At 66.1% G+C, this 16543-nt stretch carries 15 protein-coding genes, 1 other RNA gene and 1 riboswitch; of the genes, 14 read left to right on the forward strand and 2 right to left on the reverse strand.

Annotated features, from left to right (window positions below; all coding sequences use genetic code 11):
* Positions 1 to 776: 776 nt before the first annotated feature.
* Positions 777 to 1199 (forward strand): arsenate reductase (glutaredoxin), encoded by a 423-nt coding sequence (arsC, locus tag OZ10_RS13600; RefSeq protein WP_039408263.1) that lies wholly within the window; start codon positions 777 to 779, stop codon positions 1197 to 1199.
* A gap of 221 nt (positions 1200 to 1420) precedes the next feature.
* Entirely contained in the window at positions 1421 to 1936 is a 516-nt protein-coding gene (def, locus tag OZ10_RS13605) for a peptide deformylase (RefSeq protein WP_039408260.1), read from the forward strand.
* Between the two features lie 143 nt (positions 1937 to 2079).
* Here def and ettA read toward each other — a convergent pair whose 3' ends face one another.
* Entirely contained in the window at positions 2080 to 3741 is a 1662-nt protein-coding gene (gene ettA, locus OZ10_RS13610; RefSeq protein WP_039408257.1) for an energy-dependent translational throttle protein EttA, read from the reverse strand.
* Between the two features lie 226 nt (positions 3742 to 3967).
* Between ettA and OZ10_RS13615 the strand changes: the two genes are divergently transcribed.
* From OZ10_RS13615 to ribD, 6 genes are all read left to right on the forward strand, one after another.
* Complete coding sequence (locus OZ10_RS13615) at positions 3968 to 4492, forward strand: RcnB family protein (RefSeq protein WP_039408254.1); 525 nt, start codon at positions 3968 to 3970, stop codon at positions 4490 to 4492.
* Positions 4493 to 4553: 61 nt separating this feature from the next.
* A non-coding RNA gene (locus tag OZ10_RS20680) (sX9 sRNA) lies at positions 4554 to 4629 on the forward strand.
* Between the two features lie 203 nt (positions 4630 to 4832).
* Positions 4833 to 6101 carry a serine hydroxymethyltransferase gene (gene glyA, locus OZ10_RS13620; RefSeq protein WP_039408252.1) on the forward strand — a complete coding sequence of 423 codons (1269 nt, stop codon included), beginning with the start codon at positions 4833 to 4835 and terminating at the stop codon, positions 6099 to 6101.
* A 102-nt stretch (positions 6102 to 6203) separates the two neighbouring features.
* Positions 6204 to 6728 carry a transcriptional regulator NrdR gene (gene nrdR / locus OZ10_RS13625; RefSeq protein WP_003490311.1) on the forward strand — a complete coding sequence of 175 codons (525 nt, stop codon included), beginning with the start codon at positions 6204 to 6206 and terminating at the stop codon, positions 6726 to 6728.
* Positions 6725 to 7213 carry a GNAT family N-acetyltransferase gene (locus OZ10_RS13630; RefSeq protein ID WP_039408247.1) on the forward strand — a complete coding sequence of 163 codons (489 nt, stop codon included), beginning with the start codon at positions 6725 to 6727 and terminating at the stop codon, positions 7211 to 7213. The genes nrdR and OZ10_RS13630 overlap by 4 nt, the downstream gene beginning before the upstream one ends.
* Positions 7206 to 8327, forward strand: a complete 1122-nt coding sequence (gene ribD / locus OZ10_RS13635) for a bifunctional diaminohydroxyphosphoribosylaminopyrimidine deaminase/5-amino-6-(5-phosphoribosylamino)uracil reductase RibD (protein ID WP_039565418.1) — start codon at positions 7206 to 7208, stop codon at positions 8325 to 8327. The genes OZ10_RS13630 and ribD overlap by 8 nt, the downstream gene beginning before the upstream one ends.
* Positions 8328 to 8384: 57 nt before the next feature.
* On the opposite strand, the gene OZ10_RS13640 is transcribed toward ribD, so the two are convergent.
* Positions 8385 to 9008 carry a hypothetical protein gene (locus OZ10_RS13640; protein WP_039408240.1) on the reverse strand — a complete coding sequence of 208 codons (624 nt, stop codon included), beginning with the start codon at positions 9006 to 9008 and terminating at the stop codon, positions 8385 to 8387.
* A gap of 218 nt (positions 9009 to 9226) precedes the next feature.
* Positions 9227 to 9402, forward strand: a riboswitch (FMN riboswitch).
* A gap of 167 nt (positions 9403 to 9569) precedes the next feature.
* Between OZ10_RS13640 and OZ10_RS13645 the strand changes: the two genes are divergently transcribed.
* The 6 genes from OZ10_RS13645 (at position 9570) to OZ10_RS13670 (ending at position 15867) form a co-directional block, all read left to right on the forward strand.
* Entirely contained in the window at positions 9570 to 10172 is a 603-nt protein-coding gene (locus tag OZ10_RS13645) for a riboflavin synthase (RefSeq protein WP_039408235.1), read from the forward strand.
* Positions 10169 to 11308 carry a 3,4-dihydroxy-2-butanone-4-phosphate synthase gene (gene ribB / locus OZ10_RS13650; RefSeq protein WP_039408233.1) on the forward strand — a complete coding sequence of 380 codons (1140 nt, stop codon included), beginning with the start codon at positions 10169 to 10171 and terminating at the stop codon, positions 11306 to 11308. The genes OZ10_RS13645 and ribB overlap by 4 nt, the downstream gene beginning before the upstream one ends.
* A 288-nt stretch (positions 11309 to 11596) precedes the next feature.
* Positions 11597 to 12061 (forward strand): 6,7-dimethyl-8-ribityllumazine synthase, encoded by a 465-nt coding sequence (gene ribH / locus OZ10_RS13655; RefSeq protein ID WP_003490334.1) that lies wholly within the window; start codon positions 11597 to 11599, stop codon positions 12059 to 12061.
* Complete coding sequence (nusB, locus tag OZ10_RS13660; protein ID WP_029219036.1) at positions 12058 to 12528, forward strand: transcription antitermination factor NusB; 471 nt, start codon at positions 12058 to 12060, stop codon at positions 12526 to 12528. Before ribH ends, nusB begins: the two co-directional genes overlap by 4 nt.
* Before the next feature lie 223 nt (positions 12529 to 12751).
* Positions 12752 to 13726 carry a thiamine-phosphate kinase gene (gene thiL, locus OZ10_RS13665; protein WP_039565419.1) on the forward strand — a complete coding sequence of 325 codons (975 nt, stop codon included), beginning with the start codon at positions 12752 to 12754 and terminating at the stop codon, positions 13724 to 13726.
* Positions 13727 to 14286: 560 nt separating this feature from the next.
* Entirely contained in the window at positions 14287 to 15867 is a 1581-nt protein-coding gene (locus tag OZ10_RS13670) for a CocE/NonD family hydrolase (protein ID WP_039565421.1), read from the forward strand.
* Positions 15868 to 16543 lie beyond the last annotated feature (676 nt).

Consider the following 16543-nt stretch of genomic DNA (forward strand, 5'->3'; position numbering starts at 1 on the left):
GGGCGAACTCCGCCGGTGCCCCGTCTTTGACTACGCGAAGACGGGGAGGAGCAAGGGCGAAAAAAGGAGGGCACCCGGCGCATCAACGGATCCGCAACGGCTCCCTTCTCCCGTCGGAAGAAGGTGCCCCGCAGGCATCAACGGATCCGCATCGGCTCCCTTCTCCCCTCGGGAGAAGGTGCCCCTCAGGGCGTCAACGGATCCGCAACGGCTCCCTTCTCCCATCGGGAGAAGGTGCCCCGCAGGGGCGGATGAGGGTACGGGCGAAGCACTATTGGAGTTCGGGGACACGTGGGCTTCGCCCCGTACCCTCACCCCAACCCCTCTCCCGCAGGAGAGGGGCCTGCAGTCCTGCTGCATCGAGACCGTCGGCATTGAGGCAGTAGGCTGGAAACAGCAAGCAGCAAACAACTACTAACCAACGAGCTAAAAAGCGAAAGCAGGCTTCAGAACGCAGACAGCAACAGCAAAGAGCAAGCAGCAAAGAGCAAAGCGATCAAGTCCCAAGCTGACAATCGTGCAAGTGCCCTTAAAAAGTGTTGGTGTTGGCGCTAAGCGCTACGAGATACGAGATACGAGATACGAGATACGAGCTAAGAGCTAAGAGCTAAGAGCTAAGCGATAAAAAGCGATAAGCGATAAGCGCTGGTGCTGAGTGCTAAGTACTAAGCACCAGTGCGCGTAGCTCACGCATCCCCGTACACTGCGCGTTGAGCGTGTCGCTGCGTCATCAGCGATCACAAAATCCAGTTTTTATCGAACCAGTCAAGCCGCGCATGCACGTCGTCATCTATCACAACCCTGCCTGCGGCACGTCCCGCAATACCCTGGCCTTGATCCGGCATGTCGGTATCGAACCGCAGATCGTCCACTACCTGCAGCAGCCGCCGGACCGGCAGACGCTGCGTTCGTTGATTGCCGACGCTGGTCTGTCGGTACGCGAGGCCATCCGCCAGAAGGGCACGCCGTATCTGGAACTGGGGCTCGACGACCCCGCGCTGGACGAGGCGGCCCTGCTGAACGCCATGCTGGTGCATCCGATCCTGATCAATCGCCCGTTCGTGCAGTCGCCGCTGGGTACGCGCCTGTGTCGTCCATCCGAGCAGGTGCTGGAGGTATTGCCGCCGGCCACCGGCCCCTTCGTCAAGGAAGACGGCGAGCGCGTGCTGGACGACACCGGGCAGCGGATCGTGCGCTGAACGCTGCGGTGCCCGGCAAGAGCGGGGCAATCGAATCGCGGCGTTGACGCCCAGGCCGTCATGTATCTCGCCGTGGCATGGCGGCACGGCATGCCGCACTGTGGTTCGGCAACGGCCGCTGGATATGGCGGCACCTGTGCCTTGAGGGGCAGGCCGCTACGCTCACCTCAAGGTACGCCACACGCCCTAAGATCGCTGCATCGTTTATCAGGAGCATCCGCATGATTCGCGAGATCATCCGCATGGGCGACAAGCGCCTGCTGCGTGTCGCCCCCCCGGTGACCAACCTCGGCAGTGCCGAATTGCAGGCCTTGGTGACCGATATGTTTGAGACCATGGACGATGCGCGCGGCGTGGGCCTCGCCGCGCCGCAAATCGCGGTGGACCTGCAGTTGATGGTGTTCGGTTTCGAGGCCAGCGAGCGTTATCCCGAGGCGCCCGCGGTGCCGCGCACGGCGTTGGCCAATGCGCAGATCGAGCCGTTGTCCGAGGAGATGGAAAACGGCTGGGAAGGCTGCCTGTCGATCCCCGGCCTGCGCGCGGTGATCCCGCGTTACCGCTACATCCGCTATCGCGGTTTTGCGCCTGACGGCAGCCCGATCGCGCGCGAGGCCGAGGGCTTCCATGCGCGCGTGGTCCAGCACGAGTACGACCATCTGGTCGGCCGCCTGTACCCCTCGCGCATCGAAAACTTCGACACCTTTGGGTTCGAAGATGTGCTGTCGTACGAGCTGTAACACCTGGCGACGGCCGCAGCTTGCGGTGTTGCCGCAGGCAGCACCTGGGGGCCGGCTGCATCGCTCCAGGCGCGCAGCATCCACACCCGCGCAGCCGCCGGGACGGAAAACGACAAGGGCGCCTGACGGCGCCCTTGTTGTGCTTACTTCAGCGCCTTGAAGCGCAGACGTTTCGGGCCGGCGTCATCGCCCATGCGGCGACGCTTGTCTTCTTCGTACTCGCGGTAGTTGCCCTGGAAGAACTCCACGTGCGAGTCGCCTTCGAACGCCAGGATGTGCGTGGCAATGCGATCCAGGAACCAGCGATCGTGCGAAATCACGAAGGTGTTGCCGGGGAATTCCAGCAAGGCGTCTTCCAGCGCACGCAGGGTTTCGATGTCCAGGTCGTTGGACGGTTCGTCGAGCAGCAGCACGTTGCCGCCCTGCAACAGGGTCTTGGCCATGTGCAGGCGACCGCGCTCACCGCCGGACAGCGAGCCGACCATCTTCTGCTGGTCCTGGCCCTTGAAGTTGAAGCGGCCGATGTAGGCGCGCGACTGGATCTCTACGCCGTTGATGTTGAGGATGTCCAGCCCGCCAGCGATCTCCTGGAAGACGTTGTGGTTGCCTTCCAGCGCGTCGCGGCTCTGGTCCACGTAGGACAGCTGCACGGTGGGGCCGACCACGATCTCGCCGGAATCGGGCTTTTCCTGCCCGGTGATCATCTTGAACAGGGTCGACTTACCGGCACCATTGGGGCCGATGATGCCGACGATGGCGCCGGGCGGCACGATCATCGACAGGTTGTCGATCAGCAGGCGGTCGCCGAACTTCTTGGAGACGTTCTTGAACTCCATCACCGAGTTGCCCAGGCGCTCGCCCGGCGGGATGAAGATTTCATTGGTCTCGTTGCGGCGCTGGTAATCCACCGACTGCAGTTCTTCCAGGCGCGCCAGGCGTGCCTTGCCCTTGGTGCGGCCGCCCTTGGCGTTCTGCCGCGACCATTCCAGTTCCTTCTGGATCGCCTTCTGGCGTGACTTTTCCTGGTTGTCTTCCTGCTTGAGGCGCTCGTCCTTCTGGGTCAGCCAGTCGGTGTAGTTGCCCTTCCACGGAATGCCGCGGCCGCGGTCCAGTTCCAGGATCCACTCGGCGGCGTTGTCCAGGAAGTAGCGATCATGCGTTACCGCCACCACGGTGCCGGTGTAGCGCGCCAGGAACTGTTCCAGCCATTCCACCGACTCGGCATCGAGGTGGTTGGTGGGTTCGTCGAGCAGCAGCATGTCCGGCTTCTGCAGCAGCAGGCGGCACAGCGCCACACGGCGCTTCTCGCCGCCGGACAGCTTGCCCACGATCGCTTCCCACGGCGGCAGGCGCAGCGCATCGGCGGCCACGTCCAGCTGGTTTTCCAGGGTGTGCGCATCGCCGGCGGCCAGGATCGCCTCCAGGCGCTCCTGTTCCTTGGCCAGCGCGTCGAAATCGGCGCCTTCCTCCGCATAGGCCAGATACACCGCATCCAGCGCGGCCTGGGCCTGCAACACGTCGCCCACGCCTTCTTCCACCGCTTCGCGCACGGTGTGCTCGGGGTTGAGTTGCGGTTCCTGGGCCAGGTAGCCGACCTTGATGCCGGCCTGCGGGCGGGCTTCGCCCTCGAAGTCGGTGTCCACGCCGGCCATGATCTTGAGCACCGTCGACTTGCCCGCGCCGTTCAGGCCCAGCAGGCCGATCTTGGCGCCCGGGAAAAAGCTCAGCGAGATGTCCTTGATGATCTGCCGCTTGGGCGGGACCACCTTGCTGACGCGGTTCATGGTGTAGATATATTGCGACATGGGTGCTCCGTGGACGCAGGCAGCCCGCCGGCCGAGGCCGGAGGCAGCGGAAAAGGGATTGCGCCGATTATACCGGCAAGTGCCGCGAGCCCGGCAGGCGACAGCGCAGCTAAACGGCAGCCCACCTATTACCTGAATAGGCGTTTTCGTAACCGATTCCAGCAAGAATGCGTTAAGGCTGGCGGCGTCTTAATGAAATTGCGACATCGCAAACAGGAGCTGGGCCATGAACCGCAAACGCATCGTTACCGCTGTGCTTTCCTCCATCCTGGCGCTGGGCTGCGTGGCCCCGGCGGCGTTTGCCGGCGACTGGGACCGCGACCACGACCGTCGCGGACATGACCGTGGCCATCGCGATCACCGGGGTGACCGCGGTGACTGGCGCAACGATCGCCGCGAGTGGCGGGATGACCGCCGGGCCGACCGCCGCGAATGGCGCGACGACCGCCGCCACTACAGCAGCGGCTACCGTGAAGGTTATCGCGACGCCCGTTACCAGGACCGTCGCTACAACCGCAACCGGGTCTATGTCTACGACCGCCCGGCGTACTACCGCGCCGGCCCGCCGCCGCGTCCGTACTGGGCGCGCGGTCAGCGCTATCATGGCCCGGTCTACGTGATCAATGACTACGACCGCTACGACCTTCGCCGCCCACCGTACGGCTACCGCTGGCAGCGCGACGACCGCGGCAACCTGCTGCTGGTCGCGATTGCCTCCGGCATCATCGCCGACCTGGTGCTCAACAACTAAGAGCCGCCAACAACGCTGCTGCGCGGCCGTCAGGCGGGCGCGGCCGGCGCTCGGACTCCTCGTGTACCACGCGTACACTCCGGCTCCGGCGCGCCGTCCACATTCCTCAGACGACTGCCCGCGACGCGCCGTTAGTCGCTCCAAGCCGGCAGTGCCCGGTTCGCCTGTTGGGCAATCGGGCCGGTCATCACACAAGGGCGCACGTCGGTGCGCCCTTGCTGTTTCGCGGCGCATGCCTGGCGCCGGCCGCGCGCCCGGCGCCAGGCATGCGATTGGTCACCCGTGCGGCGGGGGCTTACAATCGGCGGCCCTACTGGCTGCAGCTGCTCCGGAGCTTTGCATGTTCTCGCGCGACGTCCGACTGGAAACCTACGACCCCGAACTGGCCAAGGCCATCGCCGCTGAAGTCGGCCGCCAGGAGGATCACGTCGAGCTGATCGCCAGCGAAAACTACTGCAGCCCGCTGGTGATGGAAGCGCAGGGCAGCCAGCTGACCAACAAGTACGCCGAAGGCTATCCGGGCAAGCGCTACTACGGTGGCTGCGAATACGTCGACATCGCCGAGCAGCTGGCGATCGACCGCATCAAGCAGGTGTTCGGCGCGGGCTCCACGGAAGATATGTATGCAAATGTGCAGCCGCATAGCGGCTCGCAGGCCAACCAGGCGGTGTATCTGGCGCTGCTGCAGCCGGGCGACACCATCCTGGGCATGAGCCTGGCCCACGGCGGCCACCTGACCCACGGCGCCAAGGTCAATGTCTCCGGCAAGCTGTTCAACGCCGTGCAGTACGGCGTCAACGAGCAGGGCCTGATCGATTACGACGAGGTGCAGCGCCTCGCCACCGAGCACAAGCCGAAGATGGTCGTGGCCGGTTTCTCTGCGTATTCGCAGAAGATCGACTGGGCGCGCTTCCGTGCCATCGCCGACAGTGTCGGTGCCTACCTGTTTGTGGACATGGCGCACATCGCCGGCCTGGTGGCTGCCGGTGTGTACCCCAGCCCGATGGAGCACGCGCACGTGGTCACCTCGACTACCCACAAGACCCTGCGCGGTCCGCGCGGCGGCATCATCGTGGCCAAGGGCGCGAGCGAAGAGTTGCAGAAGAAGCTGCAGTCGATCGTGTTCCCCGGCATCCAGGGCGGCCCGCTGATGCACGTCATCGCGGCCAAGGCCGTGGCCTTCAAGGAAGCGCTGGAGCCGGCCTTCAAGACCTACCAGCAGCAGGTGGTCAAGAATGCCCAGGCCATGGCCAACACGCTGATTGCGCGCGGCTACAAGATCGTTTCCGGCGGCACCGAAAATCATCTGATGCTGGTGGACATGATCGGCCGCGATGTCTCCGGCAAGGAGGCAGAAGCCGCGCTCGGCAAGGCCCACATCACCGTCAACAAGAACTCGGTGCCCAACGACCCGCGCTCGCCGTTCGTGACCTCGGGCCTGCGCCTGGGGACCCCGGCCATCACCACGCGCGGCTACAAGGAACAGGACAGCATCGACCTGGCCAACTGGATCGCCGACGTGCTGGACGCACCAACCGACGAAGCAGTGCTCGCCAAGGTCCGCGATGCGGTGACCGCGCAGTGCAAGAAATATCCGGTGTATGGCTGAGATGCCGGGATTGGAGATTCGTGATTCGGGATGCGCTAACCGCGCGTCCTTGCTTGTGCTGTTGCCAATCCCGAATCCCCAATCCCAAATCCCGGACGTCTGATGCACTGCCCCTTCTGCCAGCACAACGACACCCGGGTGATTGATTCGCGCGTGTCCGAAGACGGCACGACGATCCGTCGGCGGCGCGAGTGCGAGGCCTGCGGCGAGCGTTTCAGCACCCTGGAAACGATCGAACTCAAGCTGCCCACCGTGGTCAAGAGCGACGGTGGACGCGAGGCATTCGATGCGCGCAAGTTGCGCACCAGCTTCGACCGTGCGCTGCAGAAGCGCCCTGTTGCCGAAGAACAGATCGAAGCGGCGGTGCGGGCGGTCGTGCATCAGCTGCGCATGTCCGGCGAACGCGAAGTGGGTTCGCTGCGGGTAGGCGAATACGTGATGGTCGAGCTGCGCAAGCTCGATCACGTCGGCTACGTACGCTTTGCCTCGGTGTATCGCAGTTTTCAGGACGTGGCGGATTTTCGCGAAGAGATCGAAAAGCTCGAACGCGAACTGCCGGTCGGCAGCGAACAACTGCCGCTGCTGGAAGCGGCACTGGAACGCGCCGGCAAACCCGGCAAGCGGTGAGCGCGATGCGCATCGCCTGCGTTGCAGAAACGCCGGACGATCTGCCTGCGATTGCGCAAGCGCATCTACAGGCCTTCGGCGCACTGTTGCCGGAGTGGAACCTCGATGAGGCGCTGAGCGAACTGCGCAGCCATACACGTGATGGCGTCATCCCGACGACCTGGGTGGCGCTGGATCGGGCGCAGTGGCTCGGCTCGGTGAGCCTGCTCGAAAACGACGACGCCCGCATGCGGCAATGGTCTCCCTGGCTGGCCTCGTTATACGTGCGGCCGCAGGCGCGCGGGCAGGGCATCGGCGAGGCACTGGTGGCGCATTGCGTGCAAGCCGCTGCGCGCCTGGGCGTGCCGCTGCTGTACCTGTACTGCCAGCCGGTCCTGGTGCCGTTTTACCAGCGTCTGGGATGGCAGACGCATACCGAATTCTCGCTGGGGCCGATGCAGATCGTGGTGATGTGCATTGCGCCGGGAGTGCAACGCAATGACTGAGACCACGACGGGCGCGAGTGCCGACGACCACCGCTGGATGGCGCAGGCCTTGCGCCTGGCCGAGCGCGGCGCCTACACCACGCGCCCCAATCCGATGGTGGGCTGCGTGATCGTGCGCGACGGCGTGTGCGTGGGTGAAGGCTTCCACCAACGCGCCGGCGGCCCACATGCCGAAGTGTTCGCATTGCGCGCAGCCGGCGAGCTGGCGCGCGGGGCGACCGTCTATGTCACCCTGGAGCCGTGCGCGCATTACGGGCGCACGCCGCCGTGCGCGTTGGCGTTGATTGAGGCAGGGGTCACGCGTGTGGTCGCGGCAATGGCCGACCCGTTTCCACAGGTCAATGGCGGCGGTTTCGCGCTGCTGCGCGAGGCTGGGATCGCGGTGCTGAGCGGGGTGATGCAAGCCCAGGCGCGCCTGCTCAACCAGGGCTTCCTGTCGCGCGTGGAGCGTGGCCGGCCGTGGGTAAGGGTCAAACTCGGCGCCAGTCTGGATGGACGCACCGCCCTGGCCAGCGGCGAATCCAAATGGATCACCGGAAGCGACGCGCGCGCCGATGTGCAACGTTGGCGCGCACGTGCCGGCGCGATCCTGACCGGTGCCGGCACCGTGCTGGCCGACGATCCATCGATGACGGTGCGGCTCGGCGACGACACCCCGTTCGCGCCGCCGTTGCGGGTGGTGCTGGATGCCGGCCTGCGCAGCTTGGCGTGCAGGAACATTCGCCACGGCGATGCACCGACGTTGTATCTGCATGGCGATGCCGTCGCGCCGACCGCGGTGGATGGTGCGGAGTGTGCGGCATTGCCGCTGCACGCTGGTCGCTTCGATCTGGCTGCGGTGCTAGCGTTGCTGGCCCGGCGTGGCATCAACGAAGTGCACGTGGAAGCCGGCGCCACGCTGGGCGGTGCGCTGTTGCAGGCCGGGTTGGTTGATGAGCTGTTGGTCTACCTGGCCCCGGTGTTGCTGGGCGATACCGCACGGCCGCTGCTCGCTGGGCTTGGCATCGAAACGCTGGCGCAGCGGCATGCATTGCAGCTACGCGATGTGCGTCAGCTCGGGCAGGATCTGCGTCTGCGTCTGCGTCTGCGCTACGCGCCGCTCGCGGTGGCGTGAGCGCCGCAAAAGAAAGGCCCCGCATGCGGGGCCTTCCATTGCCGGCAACGCGCGTGATCAGAAGCTGGCGCGGACACCGACGCGGTACTGATTGGCGTTGTCGATGAACTCGACTTCGCCGACCAGGCCCCAGGTGGTGGTGAAGTTGACCTGGCCGCCGAGGGTACCGACGAATTCGCCTTCGTCCACGTCGCTGCCGTCGATGTAGCCGGCCTTGATCCAGGCTTCGGTACGCGGCGAGGGCTTGCCACGCAGGCCCAGGTTGCCGAAGCCCAGGGTGCTGGTATCGGACGAATCGCCAAGCGAACGACCGCCGCGACGCAGATCGGATTCGACCTTGGAGCGCAGCACGCTGATGTCGGCGGTGAATTCGACGCGCTCGGTCATTTCCTGGCGGTAACCGATACCCAGATTCGCCTGCTGCAGTGTGCCTTCGAGCACGAAGCCCGCGCCCAGGTTGAAGTCCTTCTCGGCACGCTGGTAGCCAGCGAACACGTAGACGGGCTCGGCGATCTGCCAGGAACCGCGGATGTAGCCGCCATCCAGGTCGTCCGAATCGTCGTTGACGCTGATCTCGGTACGGTTCCAGCCGCCTTCGACGTAGCTATAGCTCAGGCCTTCCGCAGAGGCGGCAAACGGGGCGGCAGCCAGCAGGGCGGCCAGAATCAGGGTGTTGCGCATTGGATGGTTCTCTCCGAAGTGATGTCCGTGTCTCCGCCCCGTTTGCGGGGCGGAAGGGCGACGTCTCCCGTCGCGGTGCGTAATTTAACAGATCCTTCACAAAACTAGCTATGGGGGATTTCCTGACATGACGCATCGTCCTGCCAGCCATGGCTTTCAGACAGCTAAGGGCAGAACAGGCACTGCTAAACTGCGCGGGCCGGTTCGCCGGCACTTACGAACGTCTTCAGGGCGGGGTGCGATTCCCCACCGGCGGTAGGCACGTGCAAGCGTGCGAGCCCGCGAGCGCTTCGCCGCGATGGTTGGCACTGCATGTGTCGGGCATCGCGCGAAGGTCAGCAGATCCGGTCCAATGCCGGAGCCGACGGTATAGTCCGGATGAAAGAAGACGGCCACCGCGCAGCCCTGCGGCTGTGCGCGCGCCTGTTTGCTTTGCCTTGTGGCGTTTTTCGCTCAACTCCTGCGAGAAACGACTATGTCTTTGCATCACCCGCTGCGCTGTAATGCACCTGTTCACCGCCCGACTTCCGCGCAGCGCTCGCTGCAGAAGGGGGCGTACTGATGTTTACCGGAATCATTGAAGGCGTCGGCCGCCTGGCCGCGCGCCAGCCGCAAGGCGGCGATGTGCGTTTCACCTTTGCCACCGGCAGCCTGCCGTTCGACGGCGTGCAGCTGGGCGAGAGCATCGCGGTCAATGGCGTGTGCCTGACCGTGATCGCGTTCGACGCAACCAGCTTCCAGGCCGATGCGTCCACCGAAACCCTGTCGCTGACCACATTGGGTGCGTTGCCCGAAGGCGCGGTGCTCAATCTCGAACGCGCGATGCGCCCCACCGACCGGCTCGGCGGGCATCTGGTCAGCGGGCATGTGGATGGTCTGGGCCAGGTGCAGTCGGTGCATGGCGATGCACGGGCGCAGCGCTGGCGCTTTGCCGCCCCGTCATCGGTATTGCGCTATGTGGCCAAAAAAGGCTCGATCTGCGTGGACGGCGTCAGCCTGACCGTCAATGAAGTGGACGAAGACGGGTTCGAGGTTGCGCTGATCCCGCATACGGTCGCAAACACGGCGTTTTCTGCAACCGCGGTGGGCGCGGCGGTGAATCTGGAAATCGACCTGGTGGCGCGCTATGTCGAACGCCTGCTCGGCGCGCGGGGTGCGGCATGAACTTCGCACCGGTTCCCGAGCTGATCGAAGAGTTGCGTGCCGGACGCATGGTGGTGATCGTCGACGACGAGGACCGCGAAAACGAGGGCGACCTGATCATGGCCGCCGAGCTGGTCAAGCCGTCGGACATCAACTTCATGGTGACCCACGCGCGCGGGCTGGTGTGCCTGTCGCTGACCCGCGAGCGCTGTGCGCAGCTTGGGCTGGCGCCGATGGTGCGCAACAACACCGCGCAGTTCCAGACCAACTTCACCGTCAGCATCGAGGCGGCCGAGGGCGTGACCACCGGTATTTCGGCCTACGATCGCGCGCACACCGTGCGTACCGCAGTGCGCCCGGATGCCCGGCCGCAGGATCTGAGCCAGCCGGGCCACATTTTCCCGCTGATTTCCCAGCCCGGGGGCGTGCTGACCCGTGCCGGCCACACCGAGGCCGCCAGCGACCTGCCGATGCTGGCCGGGCTGGAGCCGGCCGGCGTGCTGGTGGAAGTGCTCAACCCGGACGGCAGCATGGCGCGTCGCCCGCAGCTGGAAGTGTTCGCACGCGAGCACGGGCTGAAGATGGGCTCGATCGCCGACCTGATCGCCTATCGCCTGGCCAACGAGCACACCGTCGAGCGTGTGGATGCGCGTGAGATCAGTACCGAATTCGGCCCGTTCCAGCTGGTGACCTACCGCGACCGCATCGCGCATGACCTGCACTTTGCATTGGTGCGCGGCAACGCGGATCCACAGACGCCGACACTGGTGCGCGTGCAGGTGGAAAACCCGCTGGCCGACCTGCTGCACTGGCAGCGCGAGGATTTCGGCGTGGCCGCCACCGATGCCTTGCGCGCGATCGCCGCCGAAGGGCAGGGGGTGATGGTGGTGCTGTCGGCCCCGCGCGACAGCGAATCGTTGTTGGCACGGCTGCGCCAGCAGCCCGAAGCTGCGGCCAATGCCAAGGATGTAAGCCAGTGGCGGCGCAATGGCGCCGGTGCGCAGATCCTGGCCGAGCTGGGCCTGGGCAAGCTGCGCGTGCTCGGCACCCCGCGCCGGCAGGTGGGTCTGGCCGGGTTCGGGCTGGAGGTGGTGGAGTACCTGGAATGCCATCCCGGCGAAGGCGTGCGCTCGGTGCCGCCGTCCGCGGTCCCCTGAGCTGGCGGCGAGCCATTGCCGCCGTCAGCTGATCCGCCCCGAAGACCCCGGCCGCTGCCGGTGCTGAGGCCGGGCTGGCGGCGCGCGCCGTCAGTCGTGTCCCGGCCCGGTGTCGGCCGCCGGTTGCCGCCGTGGGCCGCGCCAGCTGGCGCACCGGCGGCGAGTCGCCGCCTCGTCTGTTCTTGAATCGGATGGCCGGGTCTGCTTGGGCGGACCCGGCCTGCACGCGGCGGCCGGGCCTGGCGCGGCAGCTGTTAAACTTCCCGCCCCCTCGAGTTGCCGACCCGCATGACCCACTACGAAGGCGATCTCCGCCCCACCACCGCGCGCTTTGCGATTATCGCCAGCCGCTGGAATGCCCGCATCACCGACGTGCTGGTTGCCGGCGCGCGCCAGAGCCTGGCCGGCAACGGCATCGGCGAGGACGCCATCGACGTGATCCGCGTGCCCGGCGCCTGGGAAATCCCGATCGCCGCCAACCGCGTGGCACAGTCCGGCCAGCATGGCGCGATCATCGCGCTGGGCTGCGTGATCCGTGGCGATACCCGCCACTACGAGCACGTGGCCGACCTGTGCGCCGAAGGCCTGATGAGCGTGCAGTTGCAGACCGGCGTGCCGGTGCTCAACGGCGTGCTGGCGGTGGAGCGCGTGGAAGATGCCGAGGCGCGTGCCGGCGGCAGCCACGGCAACAAGGGCGAGGAATGCGCGCTTGCGGCGCTGGAACTGGTGAATCTGATGGAGTTGTTGCCATGAGCAAGTCCGGTGGACATGCCCGCCACGGCCGTCGTGACGGCATCGACCCGGTGCTGCGCTCGCGTGCGCGCCGCCGCGCCCTGCAGGCGGTGTATGCGTGGCAGATTTCCGGCGGATTCGCCAAGCAGGTGATCGCGCAGTTTGCGCACGAGCAGGCGCACGAGGTGGCCGATCTGGCGTACTTCGAAAGCCTGGTTGATGGCGTGATTGCCAATCGCGCGGAGCTGGATACCGCGCTGACGCCGTATCTGGACCGCGGCGTGGAAGAGGTCGATGCGATCGAGCGTGCGGTGCTGCGCCTGGCGGCCTACGAGCTGCTGTACCGGCAGGACGTGCCGTACCGCGTGGTGATCAACGAAGCGATCGAAACCGCCAAGCGCTTCGGCTCCGAACATGGGCACACCTACGTCAATGGCGTGCTCGATCGCGCTGCGGTGGAGTGGCGCAAGGTGGAGTCGGGTGCCTGAGGCGCCGAGATTCGGCATTGGTGATTCGGGATTGGCAGGGAGCGACGGTGCCCGTAATGCAAGGTGCTAGCGCCTTCGCTTGAGCGGCCCAGCCGTGGCTTGAGCGATGCCACCCCGCCCTGCCGCATCCATCGATGGTGCAGCTGGTCGGCTGTCGTTCCGCACCTCGCAAAGCCCGCTGTCACCAATCCCGAATGCCCAATCCCAAATCCCGGCCCTTCAAATGCCTGAATTCGATCTGATTGCCCGTCTGCGCGCGCGCATTGCCACGCGGGCCGACGTGCCGTTGGGCATTGGCGACGACGCGGCATTGCTGCAACCGCCGGCAGGCGAGCAACTGGCCATCACGGCCGATACGCTCAATGCCGGGGTGCATTTTCCGCTTGAGACGCGCGCCGACGATCTCGGCTGGAAAACGCTGGCCGTCAATCTGTCCGATCTTGCCGCGATGGGCGCGCAGCCGCGCTGGTGCACCTTGTCGCTGTCGTTGCCGCACGACGATCTGGCCTGGGTGGAGGCATTTGCCGATGGCTTTTTCGCGCTGGCCGATGCGCACGAGATTGCCTTGGTCGGCGGCGATACCACGCGCGGGCCGCTGTCGTGTGCGGTGACTGCCATCGGCAGCGTGCCGCCAGGTGCGGCGCTGCGTCGCGATGGCGCGCGCGTGGGCGATGACGTGTGGGTGACCGGTGCGCTCGGCGAGGCGGCGGCGGCGTTGTCGTTATGGCAGGCGGGCCAGTTGGATGTCACGCGCGTGGCGGCTGATCCGGTGCACGAACGCTGGCGCGGCCGGCTGCTGCGTCCGCAACCACGGGTGCAGGCTGGGCTGCGCTTGCGGGGTCTTGCGCACGCCTGCGTGGATGTCTCGGACGGTCTGCTGGCCGATCTGGGCCACTTGTGCGAGCGCAGCGGGGTGGGCGCACAGTTGGCGTCAGCGGCCTTGCCGGCGATGTCGCGCAGCGCGGGAATCAGCGCACTGCAATGCACCGGCTGGCAATTGGGCGGCGGCGACGATTACGAGCTGTGTTTCACCGCCGCGCCACAGCACCGCGACGCCGTGCTGCAGGCGCTGGCATTTGCCGAGGTCGTGGCCACGCGCCTCGGCCGGATCACGGCCGCGCCGGGCGTGGTGGTGCTCGACGCCGAGGGCCATGCCTGGCAACCGCCGCAGCGCGGATACCAGCATTTCGTCGGCTGACCCGTAAGGATTGCTGCAGGGCGGATGCTGCGCTGCTCGATGCGGCAGCGGCGGCGGGGTGATGCGGCGCGCAGCATCGGGTGCTTCGATCATCGCACCGAGTGACATTATCTCGATGATTTCGTGGCCCTCACCGCGCGGCTGCAGCGCCAATTTCTCCGCTGCTTGCGCAGCAAACGCAGACACGATTGCCCCGGCAGCGACGCGCGTGCGCGTCGAGTCGGCCCGGGATTCGAGAATTGCGAACTGCCGTGTTCGCCACATCCGCTCGTTGCCGCTTCTCCCGCAGGCGAGAAGTGGACGTGCCCCGCCGTGCCGATCCGGATCTGAGACATGCGATTGCCTGCGCCAACGGGGACCAGGCTGGCCCTTATCTTCGCCTCCCCCATTCCCGCCTCCCGATTCCCGATTCCCGATTCCCGATTCCCGATTCCCGATTCCCGGCCCTTGAGCCCCACCGTACCGTCTGGTACGTTCGCTCGGCGTTCTCCCCCGAACCACGGATGCATGGCAATCGCCGCTGGGCCATCCCGGCCCGGCCTCGCGTGGGAGAGAGCAGCATGAACAGGGTTTGGATCCGCGGCATCGCCGCCATCGCGTTGCTGGTCGCGGCGGCGTCAGCAACTGCGGGCGCTTTCAGCAAGACCTACGAGCGCATCCCCGGCTGGGATGGGGCGCCGATGGGCGCACTGGTGCTGGTGCCGCAAGGGCAGGGGAGCGGGCCGTTTCCGCTGATCGTGATGCCGGCCAGCTGGTCGTTGCCCAACCTGGAATACCTCGGCCGGGCGACCCAGCTGGCCAGCGATGGCTACGTGGTCGTCAGCTACACCTCGCGCGGGTTCTGGGACTCGGCCGGGCAGATCGACATTGCCGGGCAGGACACCGTGGAAGACGTCAGTGCGGTGATCGATTGGGCATTGGCGCACACGCCCTCCAATCCCGAGGCGATCGGTGCGTCGGGCATCTCCTACGGCGCGGGCATCAGCCTGCTGGCCGCCGGGCGCGACCCGCGCATCAAGGCAGTGGCGGCGCTCAGTGGCTGGGCGGACCTGGAGGCGTCGCTGTACTCCAATCGCACCGTCAGCCAGCAGGGCGTCGGTCTGTTGGTGGGCGCAGGCGCGCTGACCGGGCGACCGGGGCCGGATCTGGCGCAGATCGGCGCACGCGTTGCGCAAGGCGATTACGACGGCGCGGTGCAGGGCTTCCTGCCGCAGGCGGCCTCGCGCAGCCCGGCCACCGAGGTGGCGGCCCTCAACGCGCGCGGAACCGCCGTGCTGCTGGGCAATGCCTTCAATGATGGGCTGTTCCCGCCGAACCAGACGATTGCCTTCTTCAATCAGCTGCGCGGCCCCAAGCAGTTGCTGCTCAGCCAGGGCGATCACGCCACCACGGAGTTGCCCGGCGCGCTGGGGCTGCCGAACGAGGTCTATACGGCGGCCACGCGCTGGTTCGATCGCCATCTCAAGCAGCTGCGGAACGGCGTGGACGCCGAGGCACCGGTGCGGCTGTCGCCACGCGCCGGGCAATGGCTGGCATATGCGGATTGGGCGGTGGTGCAGCAGGGCAGCACGCGCCTGGGACTGTCTGCACCGACCGGCGTGCTCAGTCCGACCGGTGGGTTGATCGGCGGCACTGCCAGTGGCTGGCAGTCGCGCATCGCCACCGATGTGCCGACGGTGGCAGACTCCGGCGTGGTGCTGGTCAGCGGCCTGCTGCAGGGCATCGGCGTGCCGGTGACCACCTCGATTCCGCTGGTCAACCGCGCCGGTGCTGCGGTGTGGGTGGGCTCGCCATCGAGCGGTACGCGGCGGCTGGCGGGCAGCCCGTCATTGCGAGTGACCGTGGTGCCCAGCCAATCGAAGGTGAGCCTGTTCGCGTATCTGTATCGCATGGACGCCCTGGGCGTGGCGCAACTGATCACGCATGCGCCGTATTCGCTGCGCGATGCAACGCCCGGCCGCGCGGTGACGCTGGACTGGCAGCTGCAAGCGGCAGCAACAGAGATTCCTGCGGGGCAGCGGCTGGTACTGGTGATCGACATCCGCGATGCGCGTTACACGGATGCCAGCGACGGCGGCGGCGCGGTGACATTCTCCTCTCCGGTGGCCACGCCTTCGGTGTTGAACGTGCCGCTGCGTTAATGCGTCGACCAGCGTGCGGCGCATAGCGTTTTCGAGGAGTAGGGTGGGCCTGGGTTCCGCGTGCGGAGGTATCGGATGACACGCCAGGGTTCGGTGCCAAGCAACGCCATGACCTCAAGAACCTGCCGCTGGCGAATGATTGCTAGCCTGGATGATTGAGCTTCAGAGCTTCAGAGCTTCAGAGCTTCAGAGCTTCAGAGCTTTAAAGCGTCAAAGCGTCAAAGCTGCAGCTCTGCACCGTTGCTGCAGGGCCCTTGCCCGCCCACCATCGCGGGACACGCTGCAAGTACGTCCATGTAGCTCCGTGGCGGCATCCATGCCGCCAAGGGTCCCGCGACGGTGGGCGGGCAAGGGCCAGTCGCGTTGGTCGGTGTGCAGGCTTTCAACAGAGCAACCAGCCAACCGTGCGACGCGGTGTCTTCGCTCTTCAGTGAAACCACCAACCAACTGTCTGGCGTGGTGTCCTCGCCGCTTGCGGGACCGTGTGGCGGCATGGATGCCGCCACCGAGCCTTATCTGTTCGGAATGTGGCAGCGTAGGTGTCGAGAGCCGGCGGGGGCTGCCGTATGAGCCTGGATCTGAGCGATCGCCTTGGAGCTTGGCACCCACGCCGGAATCTCCCTTGTTTCGCCCGAACAGTTGCCCGAGGTGACACTCGAAACGATAAGACTGGGCA

Origin of the sequence: Xanthomonas cannabis pv. cannabis (assembly GCF_000802365.1) — a bacterium.
GTDB classification, from domain to species: Bacteria; Pseudomonadota; Gammaproteobacteria; order Xanthomonadales; family Xanthomonadaceae; genus Xanthomonas; species Xanthomonas cannabis.

Coding starts and splice junctions, on each gene's coding strand:
- OZ10_RS13640 (WP_039408240.1), bottom strand. CDS start 9,008: ATGCGCAACACCCTGATTCTGGCCGCCCTGCTGGCTGCCGCCCCGTTT.
- arsC (WP_039408263.1), top strand. CDS start 777: ATGCACGTCGTCATCTATCACAACCCTGCCTGCGGCACGTCCCGCAAT.
- ribD (WP_039565418.1), top strand. CDS start 7,206: ATGACTGAGACCACGACGGGCGCGAGTGCCGACGACCACCGCTGGATG.
- OZ10_RS13645 (WP_039408235.1), top strand. CDS start 9,570: ATGTTTACCGGAATCATTGAAGGCGTCGGCCGCCTGGCCGCGCGCCAG.
- glyA (WP_039408252.1), top strand. CDS start 4,833: ATGTTCTCGCGCGACGTCCGACTGGAAACCTACGACCCCGAACTGGCC.
- OZ10_RS13615 (WP_039408254.1), top strand. CDS start 3,968: ATGAACCGCAAACGCATCGTTACCGCTGTGCTTTCCTCCATCCTGGCG.
- ribB (WP_039408233.1), top strand. CDS start 10,169: ATGAACTTCGCACCGGTTCCCGAGCTGATCGAAGAGTTGCGTGCCGGA.
- ettA (WP_039408257.1), bottom strand. CDS start 3,741: ATGTCGCAATATATCTACACCATGAACCGCGTCAGCAAGGTGGTCCCG.
- ribH (WP_003490334.1), top strand. CDS start 11,597: ATGACCCACTACGAAGGCGATCTCCGCCCCACCACCGCGCGCTTTGCG.
- thiL (WP_039565419.1), top strand. CDS start 12,752: ATGCCTGAATTCGATCTGATTGCCCGTCTGCGCGCGCGCATTGCCACG.
- nrdR (WP_003490311.1), top strand. CDS start 6,204: ATGCACTGCCCCTTCTGCCAGCACAACGACACCCGGGTGATTGATTCG.
- def (WP_039408260.1), top strand. CDS start 1,421: ATGATTCGCGAGATCATCCGCATGGGCGACAAGCGCCTGCTGCGTGTC.
- nusB (WP_029219036.1), top strand. CDS start 12,058: ATGAGCAAGTCCGGTGGACATGCCCGCCACGGCCGTCGTGACGGCATC.
- OZ10_RS13670 (WP_039565421.1), top strand. CDS start 14,287: ATGAACAGGGTTTGGATCCGCGGCATCGCCGCCATCGCGTTGCTGGTC.